Source organism: Salegentibacter tibetensis, from assembly GCF_020164485.1.
In the GTDB taxonomy this organism is placed as follows: domain Bacteria; phylum Bacteroidota; class Bacteroidia; order Flavobacteriales; family Flavobacteriaceae; genus Salegentibacter; species Salegentibacter tibetensis.
Map to the genome: position 1 here is coordinate 1 of NZ_JAIQZA010000018.1, position 18,957 is coordinate 18,957.

The window sequence follows — 18,957 nt, forward strand, 5'->3', positions numbered from 1 at the left end:
AAGTCAAATGACTGACTGTGTGTGAGCCTTTTCGTTGATAACTCATAGCTCGAAAATATAGATTTTTTCGCAATACTAAAGTGCTGCAATAAAATTGCAGGGTTTAAATCCCTTTTTTGAGACCAATTAAAAATAGTAGACCCCACAGGTTTTGAAAACCTGTGGGGTCTTTTTAATTCAAAACAACAGTCTACCTACTATAATTAGGCGACTCGTTGGTAATAGTTACATCGTGCGGGTGGCTTTCGTGAATTCCTGAAGAAGTAATTTTCACAAATTTAGCACTTTCTTTAAGCGTTGGAATATCTTTAGCGCCACAATAGCCCATTCCCGCTTTTAGGCCACCGACAAACTGGTGGATGCTTTCTTCAAGCTCACCTTTATACGGAACACGCCCTACAATACCTTCGGGCACCAGTTTTTTGATATCATCTTCCACATCCTGGAAATAACGATCCTTAGAGCCCTTTTGCATCGCCTCTACCGATCCCATTCCGCGATAGGATTTAAATTTTCTTCCTTCGTAAATAATAGTTTCACCCGGAGATTCTTTGGTTCCTGCAAGTAAAGAGCCCAGCATTACACAATCGGCTCCCGCAGCCAAAGCTTTTGGAATATCCCCTGTATAACGAATTCCTCCATCGGCAATAACCGGAATACCGCTTCCTTTAAGTGCCGCAGCAACTTCAAGAACAGCAGAAAATTGAGGAAAACCAACACCTGCTACCACTCTCGTTGTACAAATAGAACCAGGGCCAATTCCAACTTTAACCGCATCTGCTCCGGCTTCTACCAAATATTTAGCGGCTTCAGCAGTTGCTATATTTCCTACTACTACTTCCAGGTCTGGGAATTTTGCTTTTACATCTTTTAAAACCGAAACCACACCTCTGGTATGCCCGTGGGCGGTATCAATAATAATAGCATCTACTCCGGCATTTACCAAAGCTTCTGTACGATCTACCGCATCAGCAGTTACACCTATGGCGGCTGCTACGCGAAGCCTTCCAAAGCTATCTTTATTGGCGTTTGGTTTTTGGGTAAGTTTGGTTATATCCCTAAAAGTAATAAGCCCAACCAGCTTGTAATTATCGTTAACAACCGGTAATTTTTCAATCTTATATTCCTGCAAAATATCTTCTGCCTGATCCAGAGAAGTACCCTCAGCAACAGTTACCAAGTTTTCTGAAGTCATTACTTCAGCGATTGGCCTGTTGTTATTTTTTTCAAAACGTAAATCCCTGTTGGTAACAATTCCCAGCAATTTCCCTTCTTCATCTACAATAGGAATTCCGCCTATACTATGTTCACGCATACTGCCTTTGGCATCGCTCACATTAGCTGTAATAGGCAAAGTAACGGGATCTATAATCATTCCGCTTTCTGCCCTTTTTACTTTTCGAACTTTAAGCGCTTGCTGCTCTGCAGTCATATTTTTATGTAAAACACCAATTCCTCCTTCACGGGCCATAGCAATGGCCATTCTGGATTCGGTAACCGTATCCATAGCTGCAGAAACAATGGGAACGTTTATAGAAATATTTTTGGTGAATTTTGTGCGAATGCTTACTTCTCGAGGTAATATTTCAGAGTAAGCGGGAACAAGCAGTACATCATCGTAAGTAAGGCCTTCTCCTAAAATTTTGGATTCGTGTGCGATCATAGCAATTAAAGATTTAATTGCGTGCAAATGTACGCTTTTTATAGCAAAAACTGGCTTAAAACTGTTTAGTATTCAGAAAATTACTGCGGAAGCTTTTATCCGGCAAACTCCAGTACATCAGTAGAATTAAAACCAATTTTTATACGATCTGCCACATTGGTATCTTTGGTTACTACCGAAATTTGATGCCCGTTATCTAATTTCAGCAGCAATTGGGTTGCATTTCCCATAAAGGTTTTTTTCAATACCCTGGCGTGAGTTACATACTCACATTCTTCATTAATACTAAGGTTTTCATTGCGAATGGCGTGGTTACAATTCGGATTCAAAGGACAATCAAAAGCCGTTTGTAATTCTTTACTAAGCTGAATGGTATTTCCAAAGAGGGAGGCTACATAAACCGAATTAGGCTTGATATACAAATTTGAAGCCTGGTCTTTTTGGATCACTTTTCCATGCTGAAGTATAAGGATTTCATCAGCCACAGAAAGTGCGTCTTGCGTATCGTGAGTTACGAAAATTGCCGTAACCCCGGTTTTTTTGATAATCTCAAACACCTGGCTACGCAGTTGCATTCTAAGCATAGCATCAAGATTGCTGAAAGGTTCGTCTAAGATTAACAAAGATGGATTTGGCGCCAATGCCCTGGCCAATGCTACGCGTTGTTGTTGCCCACCTGAAAGTTGATGCGGATAACGTTTTTCAAGACCGCTAAGCCCTACCAGATCCAGCATTTCCAATGCCCGTTCTTTTTTGTTTTTCAGTTTGGAAATTCCGTAGCTAACGTTTTTAAGAAGATCGAAATGTGGAAACAAGGCATATTCCTGGAATACCAATCCAATTTTACGCTTTTCGGGCGGTACAAGTTTTTTTACTGAAGAGAGCTCTTTATTATTGAGGATAATACTACCGTGATCGGGCCGTTCCAAACCGGCAATAAGCCTAACCAGGGTGGTTTTCCCACTTCCGCTTTCCCCAACAATAGCACATACATCCCCTTCTTTTAAATTAAAAGAAACTTCCTGTAGGGCAAAAGTTTTGCCTTTATCGAAGCTTTTAGAAATGGAATTTATGCTTAGCATCTTATTCTTTTATCAATAGTTTGTTTAAAAATATCACGGGGATGGTGGCCGTGAAGATAATAAATAAAGAAGGAATTGCAGCCTCCATTACCATTTCGTCACTTGCATACTCAAAAGCTTTCACGGCAAGTGTGTTAATATGAAATGGCTTTAAGATTAAAGTTAAGGGTAATTCCTTTAAAACATCTATAAAAACCAGGATCACCGCACTTAAAATTCCTGTTTTAATAAGTGGAAATTCTATCTTAAGAAAAGTTTTAAAATTCCCCACCCCCAGCATTTTAGAAGAATCTGGAATACTATTACTTACTTTTAAAGCTGTAGACTCTATAGGGTTGTAAGCTACCGCCAAAAACCTAACGCTATATGCATAGACCAGTGCCACGAGGGTTCCGTTGAATAAAAAACCGGTTTTTACGCCAAAAACCGTATCCATAGTATTGATAAACCATTTATCAAAGGCCAGGGTAGGAATCATGATCCCAATGGCTACAACTGCACCGGGAATAGCATACCCTAAAATCCCTAACCTGGAAATACTTTTAATGCCATTTATACTACTCCATTTGGCAAAATAAATAAGTAAAGTTGCAAAAAGAACAGTGACCAAAGAGGTGATTAAAGCAATACCAAAACTTTGTAGCGAGAGCATAATGAAATCGAGATCAAATACTTTCTCTGCTGTTAAAAACGCCCAGTAAATCAATTGACCTACCGGAATAAAAAATCCTAAGATTACGGGAATCAAAACCAGGAAAAATTTTAACCATTCCATTGGTTTGGTTCCCATTTTTCTATGGGTACGCCCAGAGGCTTTATTTCCGGTAACCTGTATGTTTTTTCGCTGCCACTTTTCGAACAAAATAAGGGCAAAAACAATAAAAATTAGCAAAGCCGAAAGGTAGACTGCAGTTTCGGGCTCTTCTAAAGAAAACCAGGCTCTAAAGATTCCGGTGGTAAATGTATTAACCCCAAAATATTGAGCAGCGCCATAATCGTTTAGAACTTCCATTAAAACCAGGATAAGTCCGGCGATAATTGCCGGTCTTGCCAGGGGCAACATTAATCTAAAAAAAGATTTAAACTCCCCTACTCCAAGCATTGTTGAGGCTTCCAGTAAATTCCCGGCCTGATTTAAAAAAAACGCGCGCGAACTCACATACACATAAGGGAAAAGTGAAATACTAAGTACAAAAGCCAGTCCGAATTTATTCATAATGTCTATACGAACAAATTCAAGGTTTAGCCATCTCAGAATAAGCTCGAGGCTTCCCCCATAATCAAAGACACCGGCGTAGGCATAGGCCACAATATAAGAAGGAATAGCCAGCGGTAAAATAAGCAACCATTCTAGCTGTTTTCTAAAAGGAAATTCAAAACGGGCCACCAGCCAGGCGGTACCTACCCCCATAATTAGCACCAAAAAACTACAGGTAAAAATCAGGAAAAAGGAATTCCCAATATAATCTGCCAGAAGGTTATCTACAAGGTGCCACCAGGTTTCTCCCGGGCCTTCTAATAGTTTTACCGCAATGGCAATTACCGGCAGGGCAATAAAAAGAACGATGGCCAATGTAAAAATTGACCATCGATTAGTATCTCTTTTAAGTCGCCTTAACCTTGATTTTATTGAGAATATGTCACTACTTCCAGCCTGCTTCATCAAATAGCATTACTGCTTTTTTATTATTTTCTCCCAGTGTAGATAGATTAAGCGTGTCTTCTTTAAATTCTCCCCACTCCTGTAATAAAGCTGCAGGAGTTACTGCTTCATTTACTGGATATTCATAATTAGAATGCGCGAATATTTTCTGCGCTTCTTCAGAAATTAAAAACTCAATAAACTTAATCGCATTTTCTTTATTAGGAGCATATTTTGCTACACCGGCACCACTAACATTAATGTGGGTACCACGCCCCTCCTGATTTGGGAAGAAAAGTTTAACTTCTTCTCCAGCCTTCACTTCTTCAGGATCTTCAGAATTTAGCATTTTACCTATGTAGTAGGTGTTTACTATGGCAAGATCACCCTCTCCGGCAACAACGGCCTTTACCTGGTCACGATCGTTTCCTTTTGGAGCGCGCGCCATATTTTCTACCACAGCTTCGGCCCATTCTTTGGCTTCTTCTTCGCCGTTATGAACCATTATGGAAGCCATTAAAGACTGGTTATAAATATTTCCAGAAGAACGAATCAACAATTTATCGTTCCATTTATCTGAAGCCAGATCTTCATAAGTAGATAATTCACTTTCATCTACCCGATCTTTAGCATAGGCAATAACCCGGGCTCTTTTAGTAAGACCAAACCAGTGATTATCGGCATCCTTAAGATGGGATGGAATAGTTTCTTCCAGAATTTCTGAAGATACAGCCTGTAGAAGATCGCTGCTTTTGGCCCTCTCTAATCTGCCGGCATCAACAGTAATAAGTACATCTGCTGGAGACTGCTCTCCTTCCATACTCATTTTTTGAATAAGCTCGTCGGCATTGGCGTTGATTACATTAACGGTAATTCCGGTTTGCTCTTCAAACATTTCAAACAATTCCTGGTCAGATTCGTAATGCCTGTGCGTATAAACATTTACTTCCTGCTTTTCATTTTCAGAAGTTTTATTTTTTTCCTCTGAATTTTTACAGGAGAACATTAAGGTTAATGCCAAAAGGCCAACTAACGTTTTTTTCATTTTCCGGTTTTTTAAAATTTTGAGCAAATATAATTATTTAGAATAGGTTTAAATAAAATCTAGCTATTTTTTTGACTGACTATCTTACTATTCTAAATGCTATTATAATTCTATAGTCTAAACTGCAAGGAACTATACCAGGTTAATGGTTGCGCCGGTATAATTCCGGGACCGGGATAACCTGTTGCTCTTCTCGTAAAATAACTGTTGTTCAATAAATTATTTATGCCTGCTTCCAGTTTAAATCGCTTGTAAGAATAAGATAAAGACAGGTCCATTACACCATAACCGGGGATTTCGCCTTCAATGCCTCTCTGCGAATCCCGTCTATCCTGCAAAGCATTGGTAGCATCGGTATATTGTTCCGAAAGATAGGTATATTGCAAGCTCCCCAATAGGTTTCCATAACCAAAGCTTAACCCGGTTTTTATGTTTACCGCAGGAATGAATTCTACCTGATTCCCTTCAACATTTGTTTGCTCAGAATAAGTGTATTCAGAATTGGTGAAAGCAGCATTTAGAAAAATACTGGCAAGATAGTCTCCGTTCTCGCCAAACAAAGTATTCTTTAAATTCCATTCACCAAAAGTCTCAATTCCGTAAATAAAGGCATCTCCTATATTCCCTCTGAAACGCACCAAACGCCCTGTCTCTACCATTTCTCCCGAGGCATTCTCCCTTTCTTCTGCTCTAAGCACCTCTCCTATCCTGTTATTATATTTAAGTCCAAAAATTCCTGCGTCATAAGAGACATCCTTCCATCTTCCGCGAAAGCCTAAATCGGCAGTAAATCCTTCCTCATCAGTAATATTAGGATCAACCTGGAAAACCGGATTTACAACCCGTATATCATTAAAAGTAACTGAACGGTAGTTTTGGGAGAAATTACCATAGATTTCAGACTGCGGAGTAAATTTGTAAGCAGCTCCTACACCCAGGAGCACAAAACCTCTTTCAAAATCCCGGTCGTCCGGAATTGTTTCATTTTGCAGAACATTCCCGGCCAGATCGGTAAAAATATTCTTAAAGCTTCCTTCGCTTTGAGTATGTATATATTCAAACCTAAAACCGGGAGTAATTGAGAAACGTTTAGTTAGATGAAAAATATTTTCTCCGAAAATTGCAAGGTTCTTATTCGGAAATTGGAATTGAGACTGTCGCGAATAATTGGGATATAATGAGGTGGCAAAACTAAAATCAGGATTAGAACCAGCGGTTCCGGGCCCCTGTCTTTGTATATTATCAGCATTATAATACTTGCTTCCTATTAGAAATACCGATTCTTCTCCTAGAAAATTATAGCGGGTAAGCAGTCGGGCTTCAGCACCCCAATTATTGAAAGCATCAAATAACAATTCTCTTGGTTCTTCCGGATCATCCGGTTGAGAAACCCTGTTTTGTCGGTATCCCAATGCTTTTCGTGAAGCATCAAGCCCAAAAAGGTTAAGACTAAAATCTGTTCGATCTGAAATCTCATGCTTAAACTTTAAAGCGAAAAGATTCCAGTTAACATCAAACCAGTTTCGGGAACGGTTGCTGTAATTGGGGTTTTCATAAAACTGAGCATCGGTTAAACCACCGGGCTGCTGGGCCAGGTAATCCAGCCAGGTATATTCAAAACTCAGTTGAGTTTTATCGCTAAATTTCCAGGCCAAATGCGCAAAAGCATTATGAGATTCATATTGGGAATTTGGTCTAAAACCATTTCCCGATTTATAATTATAATAAGTGTAGTAACTAAACTTACCTACCGTTCCACTCGCACTATTGAAGCTGGTAAAAAGATCGTTAGATCCTACGGATTGCCGACTGATAAATTCGAATTTCTTAACAGGATTTGGTTTTTTAAACCTGAAATTAATAAGGCCACCAAACTGTGTTCCATACTGAAGTGATGCAGCACCACGTACCACCTGTATCTCGCTCAAAGCTTCCGGTGGGGGAGTATAATAACTCTCTGGGTACCCCAAGACGTCAGCCGAAATATCATATCCGTTTTGACGGGTATTAAAATTTTGGGTGCGGTTTGGATCCAGGCCTCTTCCACCAATGTTTAATTGCAAGCCCGCATCACCATTGTCATAAATATTTAGTCCTACAACCTGGTTATAAATTTGCCTGGCATTATTAGCGGCAAGATTTCCTGTTACTTTGTCCATCAACACCACTTCACTTTTTTTACCCGCGTAGATTGCTGTGCCTTCTACTTCTTTCAGCCTTCTTAAGGCAAATAATTTTTCACGGCGTTGAGTAATCACAACTTCAGAAAGATTCTCAGACAGGGGTTGAAGAGAAAATGTCACTTCGGTATTTTCAGTAATTTCAATTTCCCTTTCTTCAATCTGATATTCAAAACTATAAACTACAAATTTATAATTCGCCGGGGGCAGAGCTGCAATAGTAAAATTCCCGGTTTCATCAGCAAGAGTAAGATTTCCGGTTGTTTTATTATAAATTTCAGCATATGGAACGCCAGAATTATCTTCAGAAGAAATCACCTTCCCCCTTAGACTCTGAGCATAAATCCCGGTAAAGCTTAGAAATATCAAACAAAAGAAACTAAAGGCCTTTAATTTGGTCATTGAATGGTAATATAAAAGTTTTGTGCTTAAAGGAGTCCTTCTCCTCTAACAAATTAGTATCAGGATCTATATAAGATGTACTTTTTCTTCCGTTAAGCGCTACATAACTTTCCACGTAAATTTCGATATTCTCGTGACCGTCCTTTTTAAAATGATCTGCAAGGAAATGTGCGTACTGAAGAATAAAATCAGGTTGAGTGGACATTTGTTTTTCCTGGAATGGAGTCAGGAAATCAGAATTATCTACATAGAAACGTTTCCCAGTTTCCCCATCCACAACCTTTAATTGAGCATACCCCGCTTTTTCCATCAACATTACCCGCCAGGAAAACCTAAACCCTTCCTCGGTCCAAAATAGCTCACCGGGATATAGCAAATATCTCCAGGGAAGCAACAACTGAACAATAAAAAACAGGCTTAAAAAACTTAAAAGGAATTTCTTTTTCTTCGGATAAAAATTTAGTTCCCTACCATTGTCAAAATAGGCTTTTACAATTCCGAAAAAACGGGAGATCTTTTCCAGGATTTTATGATGTATTCCTGAATCAAAGAAGATTAAAGCACTTACAATCATGATATACGGGAACATACCAATAGGAAATAACACCCTGGTCAAGACGTGAAAGATCACTACCAGTACAAAAGCAAAAAGCCGGGTTCTGCGATATAACAACAAGAATGGTATAAGAAGATCATAGAACATCCCGCTCCAACTAAAGGCATAATGTACCCATTCCTGTTGCAGCAAATCACCTAAAAAAGGAAGATCGTATTTTGAAGGAAGCCATATTTTTAGTGGCATAGCCTTTAAAAGCCAATCGGAATTTATTTTTGCCAGACCTGCGTAAAAATAAACTATCCCGAGTAGCAGTTTAATACTGTCTATACACCAGCGAGGAATTTTTTGAAAAGCAATACCGGGATTTTTCTTTGCATCTACAGAAAAATAGGCGTTTGCAGGAAGGAAAATGAGCAGAAAACTTAATACACTAATAAAATAATAATGATTTAAATAGGTGGTTTTATCCATCAACTCTATGTACGTAAAGCTGAGAAAAAAAGTGATGATGGCCAGCCGGTATTTATAACCAATCCCTACAAAAAAGGCCGAAAGCCCGCAGATAATGAAAATGACGTAAGTGAAATTGCCCAAAGGTTTCACCCATTCAAAGCCATAGTAAGAAAATGAGAATTTTGGGAGGATATATAATTTTTCGATCCAGCCATTTAACCAGAATCTTACTATACTTGCCAACATCATAAAACCGAAAAAAACCCGAAAGACCGCTAAAGGAGCGGCCTGGGTATTTCGGTTAAAATAAGATGTAATCCACTGAATCATACGGAAGTATTAATCGCCGTCTGAATCCACATAATCCACACTTATAGAAAGCGCCTGCATCATATCTACTTTTAACAAAACCACGTTTTGTTGTAGCTCATCAAAAGCAGCTAACATATCATTATTATTATTTTCAACCTGGCTCACAAAATTGTTATCCAGCACTGCGGCCTGTTCATTAATTGTAACAAATTGCCCATTTATAAGTGAGCTTAAATCCTCCCCATTTTTAATGGTGTTGAGGTAATCTAAATAATCGTCATATCCGGGACCATCCTGGCTTCCGTCGAAATGACGGCCATTAAAGAAATTCTGAGTGGTTTGCAACGCTGTAAGATATAGATCTTTTGACAGCGAAGGTGAATAGTATGCTTCTACAGCTCCTGGAACCGGATTTCCTGTGAAAGCACCAGCAGGTATTCCTATTTTTCCTGAACGAACGAATTTTTCGTAATACAGAACATAGTCATTTGTTATACGATCTACTGCGCCAGTACTCGAAGATCCTGTATTTGCAACAAAATCATCTCGAAAAGAATTCTTCCATCCCGAATGAACTACACTAGTTAATGCATTTATTCTTTTTGAAACACTTTCAAGATAATTTTTATAAACTTCTGCATTCTCGTGCGAAGTATAGAATTCTACTATTTCTGAATCGCTTTCAGCAATGCCGTTTAGGAGATAATCAAGTGCAGGGAATCCCTGTTCATCATAAGAAGAAGGTAATTCCAGGTTATACTCATCAGCAGAAATTTTTTCTTCTACGCCCTCTGCATCTAATGGATATGTGTTTAGATTAGCACGGTAATTAACTGCTTCGGCTTCTCCTATTTCAAATAAAGAAACAGTTTGAAATCCAAGGTACCCTTCTTCATAAGCGCTACGTAATTCTGTTAAACCTGCCTCAGTAGGCTCTTCAGTAAAGGCAAGAGTTTTCTCTTCAAGGTTTTGAGTAATCCCTTCAAAAGTTTCAAAAGAAGGAATAATAATATTATCGGCCCAATTTTGTAGCATTTTCCCGCGATCAAAAGAATCGGTAGTATCGCCTCCTGTGTCGTCTTCTGCATCACTACAAGAGAACATAGTAATCAGCAAAATTAAAATTGGGAATCTTAAATTTTTAGACATAATTGTGAAATTAAATCAGGATTAAAGAAAATTCTTCAACCCTGATTTGTTTGTTTGTAAAAAATTATTGAGCTGCCTGCTCCACGTTAAAATCGAAAGCAGCAGCAATATCTTCAGAAATAGCATCAAGAGTTTCGGGGGTTACATCCCAAAATCCATTTTCTGCCATTAATTGTTCCAGGTAATTCTCTACCTTTTCAGCTGAAATATAAGGAGCACCTGTTTCAGGGTTATGAGTAAACATAAGGCTATAAATAAAGCCATAGCCTTCAGAAAGAGAGTGGAAAGCAACGCCATCCTGTCCGTCAGCCAATTGATTTTTACCGGCCTGTAAATAATAGATGGCACGTACTGCGATTACGGTTGAAATGTTCTCACGGATAATTTCTACCTGTTCGTCACGAAGGTCATAATCCCCGGCAACAATCGCCGCTCTACCGATCTTAAAAGCTTCAAAAGTTTCTTCAGCAACACCTTCAAAGTCGCTATCATTATTTACACTTCCAAAATATTTAAATAAAAGGATGTCATCACTTTCGTTTAAAACAGTGTTAGGGTCTTCAGAAGGAATTGAAGCATCTCCATAAAGGTAGCCGTAAGCCTCGTCCCACTTATGCTCCATTGTAGTGTAGTTTTTTCCTTCCTCTACATTTCCTTCATCATTATTAAGAAGGTTATCTCCTTCGTCAAGCACTGCAACAGAAAGATAGTTGTTAAGAATTTGATCTGCCACAAGGGCGCCAATTAATCCCTTAGCAAAAGCCTGATCGGCCTCTAAACCTTTTCCATCTATATAGCGCTCTGAAGATCCAGCTGCGATTTGTCCTGCTTTCCCGGGAGATGCAAGTTCATTTTCATTAGGAAAAACCTCGTTTGCCTGGATGCTTATAAAATCTTCAAAATCGGCTTTTATCTCATTACTCGCTACTGTATTTGTAGAAAAATACAATCTTGAAGCAGCCACTTTGCTTTTTATACTTTTAGAAGTTTCATTCAGCTCAGCTCTTGTAAATGGATCGTTTTCATTAGAAAACATATTAGACAAACTGTTTTGAGTAGCATTATCAAAATCCTGGAATGAAGAAAACAATTCCTTAACCATCTGTAATCTCTGGGTTTGACCGGTGTAAGCAACAGTTGATTCTCCATTGCGCTCAAAAGAATATTGAGCAGGAACTTCAACTTGGTTTTCTTTAATATTGTCTGGATTAACTGAATCATCTGAGGTACATGAAGTGAATGCTAAACCACTAAAAGCAAGAGTTGTTAAAATCTTTTTCATTTTTACTTTATTTAGACTGATTAAATATTAGGCTGCAAATATATAAACGAATTTTATTTACGCCAATCATTATTAAGAATAATTTTAAATAAAGATTTATTTTCCGCCGATAAGTTTCTATTGATATTGAGAGAAGATTTTAGAGGCCTCATTATAAGCAGATTCAAAACTGGTCATTTTAATATTAGAATCGGCTTTCTTTGAATTGAAATAGGAAAGCATTTTTTCGGAAGGCATATTACCGGTTAATTCATCTTTAGCCATTGGGCAACCGCCAAACCCCTGAATTGCCCCGTCAAATCTACAGCAACCTGCCTGGTAAGCAGCATCAATTTTTTCATGCCATTTTGTAGGCGTAGTATGAAGGTGAGCCCCAAATTCAATTTCAGGATATTCTGGGATGAGATTTGAAAACAAATACTCGATAATTTCAGGCGAGGAGCTTCCAATAGTATCAGATAAAGAAAGGATTTTTACTCCCATTCCAGATAATTTCTCGGTCCATTCCCCAACAATTTCAACATTCCAGGGATCACCGTAAGGATTTCCAAACCCCATAGAAAGATACGCTACAACTTCTTTATCTGTCTTTTCGGCAATTTCAAGGATCTCACTCAAAATTTCTACCGATTGAGCGATCGTTTTATGGGTGTTACGCATCTGGAAATTTTCAGAAATAGAAAAAGGATAGCCCAAATAATCAATTTCTTCGTGTACCGAAGCATCCTGGGCACCACGTGTATTTGCAACAATAGCGAGCAATTTACTTTTTGTGGTGCTAAGATCTAATTTGGATAAAACTTCGGCAGAATCAGCCATTTGCGGGATGGCTTTCGGCGAAACAAAACTTCCGAAGTCTATTGTGTCAAATCCGCAGCGCAATAAAGACTGAATATACTGCACTTTTTGTTCGGTAGGAATAAAGGTTTTAATTCCCTGCATCGCGTCTCGCGGACACTCAATAAGCTTGATTTTATCCATACCTTCAAAGATAGTATTTTAAGGAATATTTAAAAACCCTTAGAAATTAATTCATTTTATTTAATTGAAAGCATTTAATCACTACTCCCACTAAATTTCTTGTAATGAATTAATATTGAAATCTTTTAGATAATTATAAAAGTAGCGATTCCTATAAAAACCACTATTTGCAGCCATTTTAAAACCACACCGGAATGTTTATGATTTTTAAGGTAGGTAGAAATTTTCCCGGCCAATAATGCTACGCTTCCAAAAATCAGCATTGTTAAAAGCATAAAAACCGCACCAAGAATATAGAATTGCATCACAGTGTTCCCTCCCGGTTCCCAAAGAAAACCCGGAAAGAAGGCGAGGAAAAATATGGTTACTTTAGGATTTAGAACGTTCATTATAAAACCTTGCTTAAACAGGGAAAACAATGATTTCTTTTTTATTCCTTTTGCAGAATACGCGATTTCAGGATCGCTTCTAAAAACCTGCCAGGCAAGGTAGAGCAGATAAACAGCGCCAAAAAGTTTGATAACAAAAAATAAGGTTTCAGAACTTTTAATTATTGCAGAGACCCCAAAAGCTACCAGACTGGCATGAATTATAATTCCGGCAGCAAGACCAAGAGCAGTAACAACTCCATGTTTCTTTCCATTTGCCATTCCCTGTACCATCACGAAAATAATATCGGGACCGGGTGAGATGGTCAGAATCGCCGATGCAGTTAAAAAGGGAATAAGTTGCTCTAACAAAATTTATCTTCTTTCAGATTTCTTTCTTGTAAGCAGAAAATAGATCACATAAAACCAGCTAAAAAATCCGTGGATAATCATTAATAAAACTGATCGATTTCGCGCCCAGGAAGTAACTGCAGCTACCACAGTTCCTAAACTAATTCCATTCCTAATTACTGTATGGGTCACTTCCGAAGTTGTTTCAGAGAAACTATAGGCATCAAGGCTAATTAAAACTAGCAATAAAAAACTAAGGTAGAATTTCTTCATTTATTTAGTGCTTCTGGCTAAAATTGCCTGATTAATCTTTTTTATAAGTCCCGGTCCTTCGTAAATAAATCCTGTATAAAGCTGTACTAAACTGGCCCCGGCTTCAAGTTTTTCCAAAGCATCATCAGCAGAATGGATTCCTCCTACACCAATAATAGGAAAAGCTTTATTGCTTTTTTCAGAAAGAAATCGAATAACTTCAGTAGATCGATTTTTTAAAGGTTTCCCGCTTAGTCCGCCGGTTTCGTTCTTGTTTTCAGATTGTAAATCTTCGCGCGAAATAGTTGTATTTGTCGCGATTATCCCGGCAATTTTCGTTTCCTTCACAATATCTATTATATCCAAAAGTTGTGACTCGGTAAGATCGGGGGCTATTTTTAGTAAAATCGGTTTCTGTTTTGGCTTTTCAGCATTTAAGCTCTGCAGGGTATTCAACAAATTGGTAAGTGGCTCCTTATCCTGCAATTCCCTCAAATTAGGCGTGTTTGGAGAACTAACATTTACCACAAAATAGTTCACATAATCATAAAGGGCTTCAAAGCATATCTTATAATCATCTACCGCATTCTCGTTGGGCGTAATTTTATTCTTTCCAATATTACCACCAACCAAAACATTTTTATTCTTTTTGAGACGTTCAACCGCAGCTTCTACTCCATCATTATTAAAACCCATGCGGTTAATAATCGCGCTATCTTCTTTTAACCTGAACAATCGCTTTTTCTCATTTCCGGGTTGTGATTTTGGGGTTACGGTTCCAATTTCGATAAACCCAAATCCAAGATCTGACAATTCCTGAAAAAGCTTCGCATCTTTATCGAATCCCGCCGCCAGACCCACCGGATTTTTAAACTTTAAACCAAAAACTTCTCGTTCCAGGCGTGGATCTACCACCTGAAATTCCTTTCTTACATAACTTCTAAAAGCAGAAGTTTTGCCAATTTTTTTCAGGGTTTTAAAGGTAAAATGATGCACCCATTCCGGGTCAAATCGGAATAATAAAGGCCTAAGTGAAGATTTGTACATGGTTATTGGTTTGGGCAAAAATAACTTAATTTAAAAAGCCCGAAAATCTCTGAGAGATTATTTTAGATCCAGTAAAAAATAAATCACTTTTTAAAAGGAAAATTATTTCGTTTGGCTTCCAGTTTTTCGTATAAAAAATGGAACTAACTTCTAATCTCCCCATGCATATTTGCAAAATTCTTTTTTATTCTCTCAATAACCTTTGGCAGAATCGTCTCCTCTTTTATCAGCTCCTCCTTCCAGTCGCCCATCGGGCAAAACTTTTATAGCGTCTACTTTTCCAATTATCCTGGATTCTCCTTCATTTATATTATAGCCTTTTTGCGTTAATGAATCCAGTATTTGCGCTTCAAATGCCCTTGGCTCAAAAAGGATTTCATCGGGTAACCATTGATGGTGAAATCGGGGAGCATCAACCGCTTCTTGCATGCTCATTCCAAATTCTTCAACATTTAGAATAGTTTGCAAAACTGAAGTGATAATAGTAGAGCCCCCGGGAGATCCTAAACTCATATAAAATTCGCCATTTTTTTCAACAATTGTAGGGGTCATAGAACTTAGCATTTTCTTTCCCGGTGCTATCGCATTCGCTTCTGCTCCAATTAGTCCAAACATATTAGGAACTCCGGGTTTAGAGCTAAAATCGTCCATTTCGTTATTCAGAAAAAATCCCAGTTCTTCAATAAACATTTTAGAACCATAAGCTCCATTTAAAGTAGTAGTTACCGCTATGGCATTTCCAAATTGATCTACTATAGAGTAATGTGTGGTTTCATCGCTTTCATACCCCGGAATTTCCCCATAACTAATACTGGAGGATGGAGTAGCCTGTTCAAAACTAAAATTATCCATTCGGCCAGAAACGTATTCATCGCTTAACAATGTTTCTACCGGAATATCAAAAAATTCTGGATCTCCAAGATAAAAACTTCTATCGGCGTAAGCCCTTCGTTCTGCTTCTGTTAAAACCTGTATACTTTTTAGTGAATTATGTCCAAATTCATCTAAAGGATAAGATTCCAGCATTTTTAAGATTTGCCCCAATACAATGCCCCCGCTCGATGGTGGCGGCATAGAAATTATTTTAAGGTCATTATATTTTACTTCAATAGGATCGCGCCAGTGAGTTTGATATTCCTTTAAATCTTCCATACTCATAATACCTCCTCTTTCCTGAAGGTATGCTACCAGTTTTTTCCCCGTTTCTCCACCATAAAATTCGTCTTTCCCATTTTGAACAATTCGTTCTAACGTATTTGCAAGCTGAGGATTTTTAATAGTATCACCAGAATTGTAGGACTTTGCAAATAAGATAGTATCCTTATTCTCCTGAAGAAATTGCTCCCGGTACCTGGCCAGGGTGTTATTTTGTTTTTCGGTCACTACAAAACCCTTTTGAGCCAGGGCAATAACGGGTTTTAAAATTTCTTCCATAGGCAAGGATCCAAACTTTTCGTGAGTGGCAAAAATACCGGCTACAGTTCCCGGAACACCAACGGCAAGTGCTCCGAACATACTCTTCTCTGGCTGCACATTTCCATCTTTATCCTGATACATGGTTTTAGTTGCCAGGTAGGGAGCTCTCTCACGATAATCCAGCGAACCGATTTCTCCATCTGCTTTTCGATATACCATAAATCCGCCGCCACCTAAATTTCCGGCAAAAGGATAGGAAACCGCTAAAGCCATCTCGGTGGCCACCATAGCATCAAAAGCATTTCCACCTTGCTGCAAAATGAAAAGTCCTATTGAAGAAGCTTCTTCCTTGGCAGAAACTACCATAGCGCTGTCTGCTACAAAACCAAGATTATCTTTAGATTTAAGCGTTGCTAGAGGCTGCTCCTCTTTGCAAGAAACAAGAAGAATAATCGCTACAAAATATATTATTTTTTTCATAAGTTTATAGAATAGATATAAGGGTTAATTTATATTTGCCAGGACTATTAATTTTACAAAATAGCTTATAAATTTTGAATAATAAAAGCTTAGCAAAATGATTAACAAACAGCGCATCATAGATCGCTTTATTACCTATATAAAAATTGACACCCAAAGCGACCCAGAAAGCAAATCCACTCCCAGCACAGAAAAACAATGGGTTTTAGCCCGGAAATTAGCCGAAGAGCTAAAGGAAATGGGAATGGCAGAGGTGAATATAGACGATCACGCCTATGTGATGGCTACATTGCCCGCGAATGTTCCTCATCAGGTACCGGTTATTGGTTTTATTTCTCACTTTGATACCTCTCCAGATTTTAATGCGACTGATATAAAACCCCAAATCATCGAAGATTACGATGGTAACGACATTGTTCTGAATAAAGAAAAAAACATCATTTTGTCTTCTGAGTATTTTGATGATCTAAAACAATACAAAGGACAAACCATAATTACCACCGACGGCACCAGTCTTTTAAGCGCCGATGATAAGGCAGGGATCACCGAAATTATGACCGCAATGCAGTATTTACTGGATAATCCTGAAATTCCTCACGGAAAGATTCGTATAGGATTTACCCCCGATGAAGAAATTGGCCGTGGAGCACATAAATTTGATGTTGAAAAATTTGGCGCAGAATGGGCTTATACTATGGATGGCAGCCAAATTGGTGAATTGGAATTTGAGAATTTTAACGCTGCAAAAGCTATTATTCGCGTTAAGGGGAAAGGTGTACATCCCGGCTATGCCAAGGATAAAATGGTGAACAGCCAGTATATTGCTGTAGATTTTATTAACTCGCTACCAAGAATGGAAACACCTGAGCATACCGAAGGCAGACAGGGATTTTTTCATCTAAGCGAAATGAAAGGTGATGTTGAAGAAACCGTATTAGAATACATTATTCGGGATCATGATTTAGGGCACTTTAAGGCGCGAAAAGAGATGATACAGGACCTGGCTTCAGAGATATCTTCCCAGTATGAAAGTGATTGTATTTCAGTAGAAATTACAGACCAGTATTTTAATATGCGGGAAAAGATCGAACCGGTGATGCATATTATAGAAATTGCGGAAGACGCGATGAAAGAAGTGAATGTTGAACCGCTATTAAAACCAATTCGCGGGGGAACCGATGGGGCTCAACTGAGTTATATGGGACTGCCCTGCCCTAATATTTTTGCCGGTGGTCATAATTTCCACGGAAAGTATGAATATGTACCGGTAGAAAGTATGCAAAAAGCCACTGAAGTAATTGTGAAAATTGCTGAATTGACTGCAGATAAATATAAGTAAACTGCCTGGACAAACCCAGGAGGCATTATTGGAGATTCTGAAACAAGTTCAGAATGACGCCTTTAAAACTTGCAAACAGCAGCCTTCTAAAAATAAAATTCCCCAAGGTTTTGCCTCGGGGAATTTAAATTATTTAAAACAGAAAAAACTATTTCTTTTCTTTAATGGCTTTGGCCTTACTTTCCTTTTCTGGTTTTGCCGGCTCGTTAAGTTTTTTACTCATTTCCATAGAGATGGAAGAACGATCGAAAGTTATTTTTCCTGCTCCGGTTTCAATAATCACTGAATTATTTTTTTCGCTAAAGTCAACGATCTTGCCGTGCATTCCACTTTTGGTCACCACGCGGTCACCACGTTTTAATTCCGATGCAAAATTGCGTTCCTGTTTAGCTTTTTTCATTTGCGGGCGTATCATAAAAAAATACACCACTACAAACATTAATATTATTGGGGCAAAATTTGTTAATTGATCCATTTACTAGCTAGCGTTTTCATCGGTTTCTACAAAGGCTTTAATCCTAAGACGCTCTGTACCAGCTTCTGTGTTAGCAGTAACTGTCACCGTTTTGGTTACCTGCCCATTCCCAGAACCGTTGAATTTAACCAACATTTCGCCGGACTCTCCAGGTTGAATTGGCTCTTTTGTCCAGGTTGGTACTGTACAACCACAAGTACTTTTCGCATTGGTAATCACCAATGGCGCCTGGCCAGTATTGGTAAAAGTGAAGTTATGTTCTACATTTTCACCTTTAGGAATATTCCCAAAATCATGTTCTGATTCTTCGAATTCCATTTTTGGATAGACAGTAGCCTTTGCATCACGCTCTGCAGCGCTTTCTACATTTTCAGCCTTAACTTTTTCTGAGGCGTTATTGTTGTTGTCTTTACAAGAAGTAAATAGCAGTGCACCTACTGCAGCTAACATTAAGATTCCATTTTTCATAATTGTGAACT

General features: G+C 38.4%; 16 protein-coding genes. 1 reads left to right on the forward strand and 15 read right to left on the reverse strand.

Annotation, left to right across the window (positions count from 1 at the left end; translation table 11 throughout):
- Positions 1 to 190: 190 nt before the first annotated feature.
- The 13 genes from guaB to ggt all read right to left on the reverse strand — a co-directional run bounded on the left by guaB (position 191) and on the right by ggt (position 16,664).
- A complete protein-coding gene (gene guaB / locus LB467_RS10570; RefSeq protein ID WP_224474074.1) occupies positions 191 to 1,663 on the reverse strand; it encodes an IMP dehydrogenase in 1,473 nt (490 codons plus the stop codon).
- Between the two features lie 95 nt (positions 1,664 to 1,758).
- Entirely contained in the window at positions 1,759 to 2,745 is a 987-nt protein-coding gene (locus LB467_RS10575; RefSeq protein ID WP_224474007.1) for an ABC transporter ATP-binding protein, read from the reverse strand.
- Between the two features lies 1 nt (position 2,746).
- The gene (locus tag LB467_RS10580) at positions 2,747 to 4,318 is read right to left on the reverse strand and encodes an ABC transporter permease (protein WP_317196365.1); all 1,572 of its coding nucleotides are present in this window, start codon (positions 4,316 to 4,318) and stop codon (positions 2,747 to 2,749) included.
- A 70-nt stretch (positions 4,319 to 4,388) separates the two neighbouring features.
- Positions 4,389 to 5,432 carry a Fe(3+) ABC transporter substrate-binding protein gene (locus LB467_RS10585; protein WP_224474008.1) on the reverse strand — a complete coding sequence of 348 codons (1,044 nt, stop codon included), beginning with the start codon at positions 5,430 to 5,432 and terminating at the stop codon, positions 4,389 to 4,391.
- 110 nt (positions 5,433 to 5,542) lie between these two features.
- Positions 5,543 to 8,014 carry a TonB-dependent receptor domain-containing protein gene (locus LB467_RS10590; RefSeq protein WP_224474009.1) on the reverse strand — a complete coding sequence of 824 codons (2,472 nt, stop codon included), beginning with the start codon at positions 8,012 to 8,014 and terminating at the stop codon, positions 5,543 to 5,545.
- Entirely contained in the window at positions 7,992 to 9,356 is a 1,365-nt protein-coding gene (locus LB467_RS10595) for an HTTM domain-containing protein (protein ID WP_224474010.1), read from the reverse strand. Before LB467_RS10595 ends, LB467_RS10590 begins: the two co-directional genes overlap by 23 nt.
- 9 nt (positions 9,357 to 9,365) lie before the next feature.
- Entirely contained in the window at positions 9,366 to 10,487 is a 1,122-nt protein-coding gene (locus LB467_RS10600; protein ID WP_224474011.1) for an imelysin family protein, read from the reverse strand.
- A 64-nt stretch (positions 10,488 to 10,551) separates the two neighbouring features.
- Positions 10,552 to 11,769 (reverse strand): DUF4856 domain-containing protein, encoded by a 1,218-nt coding sequence (locus LB467_RS10605; RefSeq protein WP_224474012.1) that lies wholly within the window; start codon positions 11,767 to 11,769, stop codon positions 10,552 to 10,554.
- A 117-nt stretch (positions 11,770 to 11,886) separates the two neighbouring features.
- Positions 11,887 to 12,750 (reverse strand): hydroxymethylglutaryl-CoA lyase, encoded by an 864-nt coding sequence (locus LB467_RS10610; RefSeq protein ID WP_224474013.1) that lies wholly within the window; start codon positions 12,748 to 12,750, stop codon positions 11,887 to 11,889.
- Positions 12,751 to 12,875: 125 nt separating this feature from the next.
- Positions 12,876 to 13,490, reverse strand: a complete 615-nt coding sequence (locus LB467_RS10615) for a LysE family translocator (RefSeq protein ID WP_224474014.1) — start codon at positions 13,488 to 13,490, stop codon at positions 12,876 to 12,878.
- Between the two features lie 3 nt (positions 13,491 to 13,493).
- The gene (locus tag LB467_RS10620) at positions 13,494 to 13,742 is read right to left on the reverse strand and encodes a hypothetical protein (protein ID WP_224474015.1); all 249 of its coding nucleotides are present in this window, start codon (positions 13,740 to 13,742) and stop codon (positions 13,494 to 13,496) included.
- Positions 13,743 to 14,768: a quinone-dependent dihydroorotate dehydrogenase gene (locus LB467_RS10625; RefSeq protein WP_224474076.1), complete on the reverse strand. Its 1,026-nt coding sequence runs from the start codon at positions 14,766 to 14,768 to the stop codon at positions 13,743 to 13,745.
- Positions 14,769 to 14,960: 192 nt separating this feature from the next.
- Complete coding sequence (gene ggt, locus LB467_RS10630) at positions 14,961 to 16,664, reverse strand: gamma-glutamyltransferase (RefSeq protein ID WP_224474016.1); 1,704 nt, start codon at positions 16,662 to 16,664, stop codon at positions 14,961 to 14,963.
- Positions 16,665 to 16,761: 97 nt separating this feature from the next.
- Between ggt and pepT the strand changes: the two genes are divergently transcribed.
- Positions 16,762 to 18,003: a peptidase T gene (gene pepT / locus LB467_RS10635; protein ID WP_224474017.1), complete on the forward strand. Its 1,242-nt coding sequence runs from the start codon at positions 16,762 to 16,764 to the stop codon at positions 18,001 to 18,003.
- 148 nt (positions 18,004 to 18,151) lie between these two features.
- On the opposite strand, the gene yajC is transcribed toward pepT, so the two are convergent.
- Complete coding sequence (gene yajC, locus LB467_RS10640) at positions 18,152 to 18,478, reverse strand: preprotein translocase subunit YajC (protein ID WP_224474018.1); 327 nt, start codon at positions 18,476 to 18,478, stop codon at positions 18,152 to 18,154.
- 3 nt (positions 18,479 to 18,481) lie between these two features.
- Positions 18,482 to 18,946 carry a DUF1573 domain-containing protein gene (locus LB467_RS10645; protein WP_224474019.1) on the reverse strand — a complete coding sequence of 155 codons (465 nt, stop codon included), beginning with the start codon at positions 18,944 to 18,946 and terminating at the stop codon, positions 18,482 to 18,484.
- Positions 18,947 to 18,957: the final 11 nt, after the last annotated feature.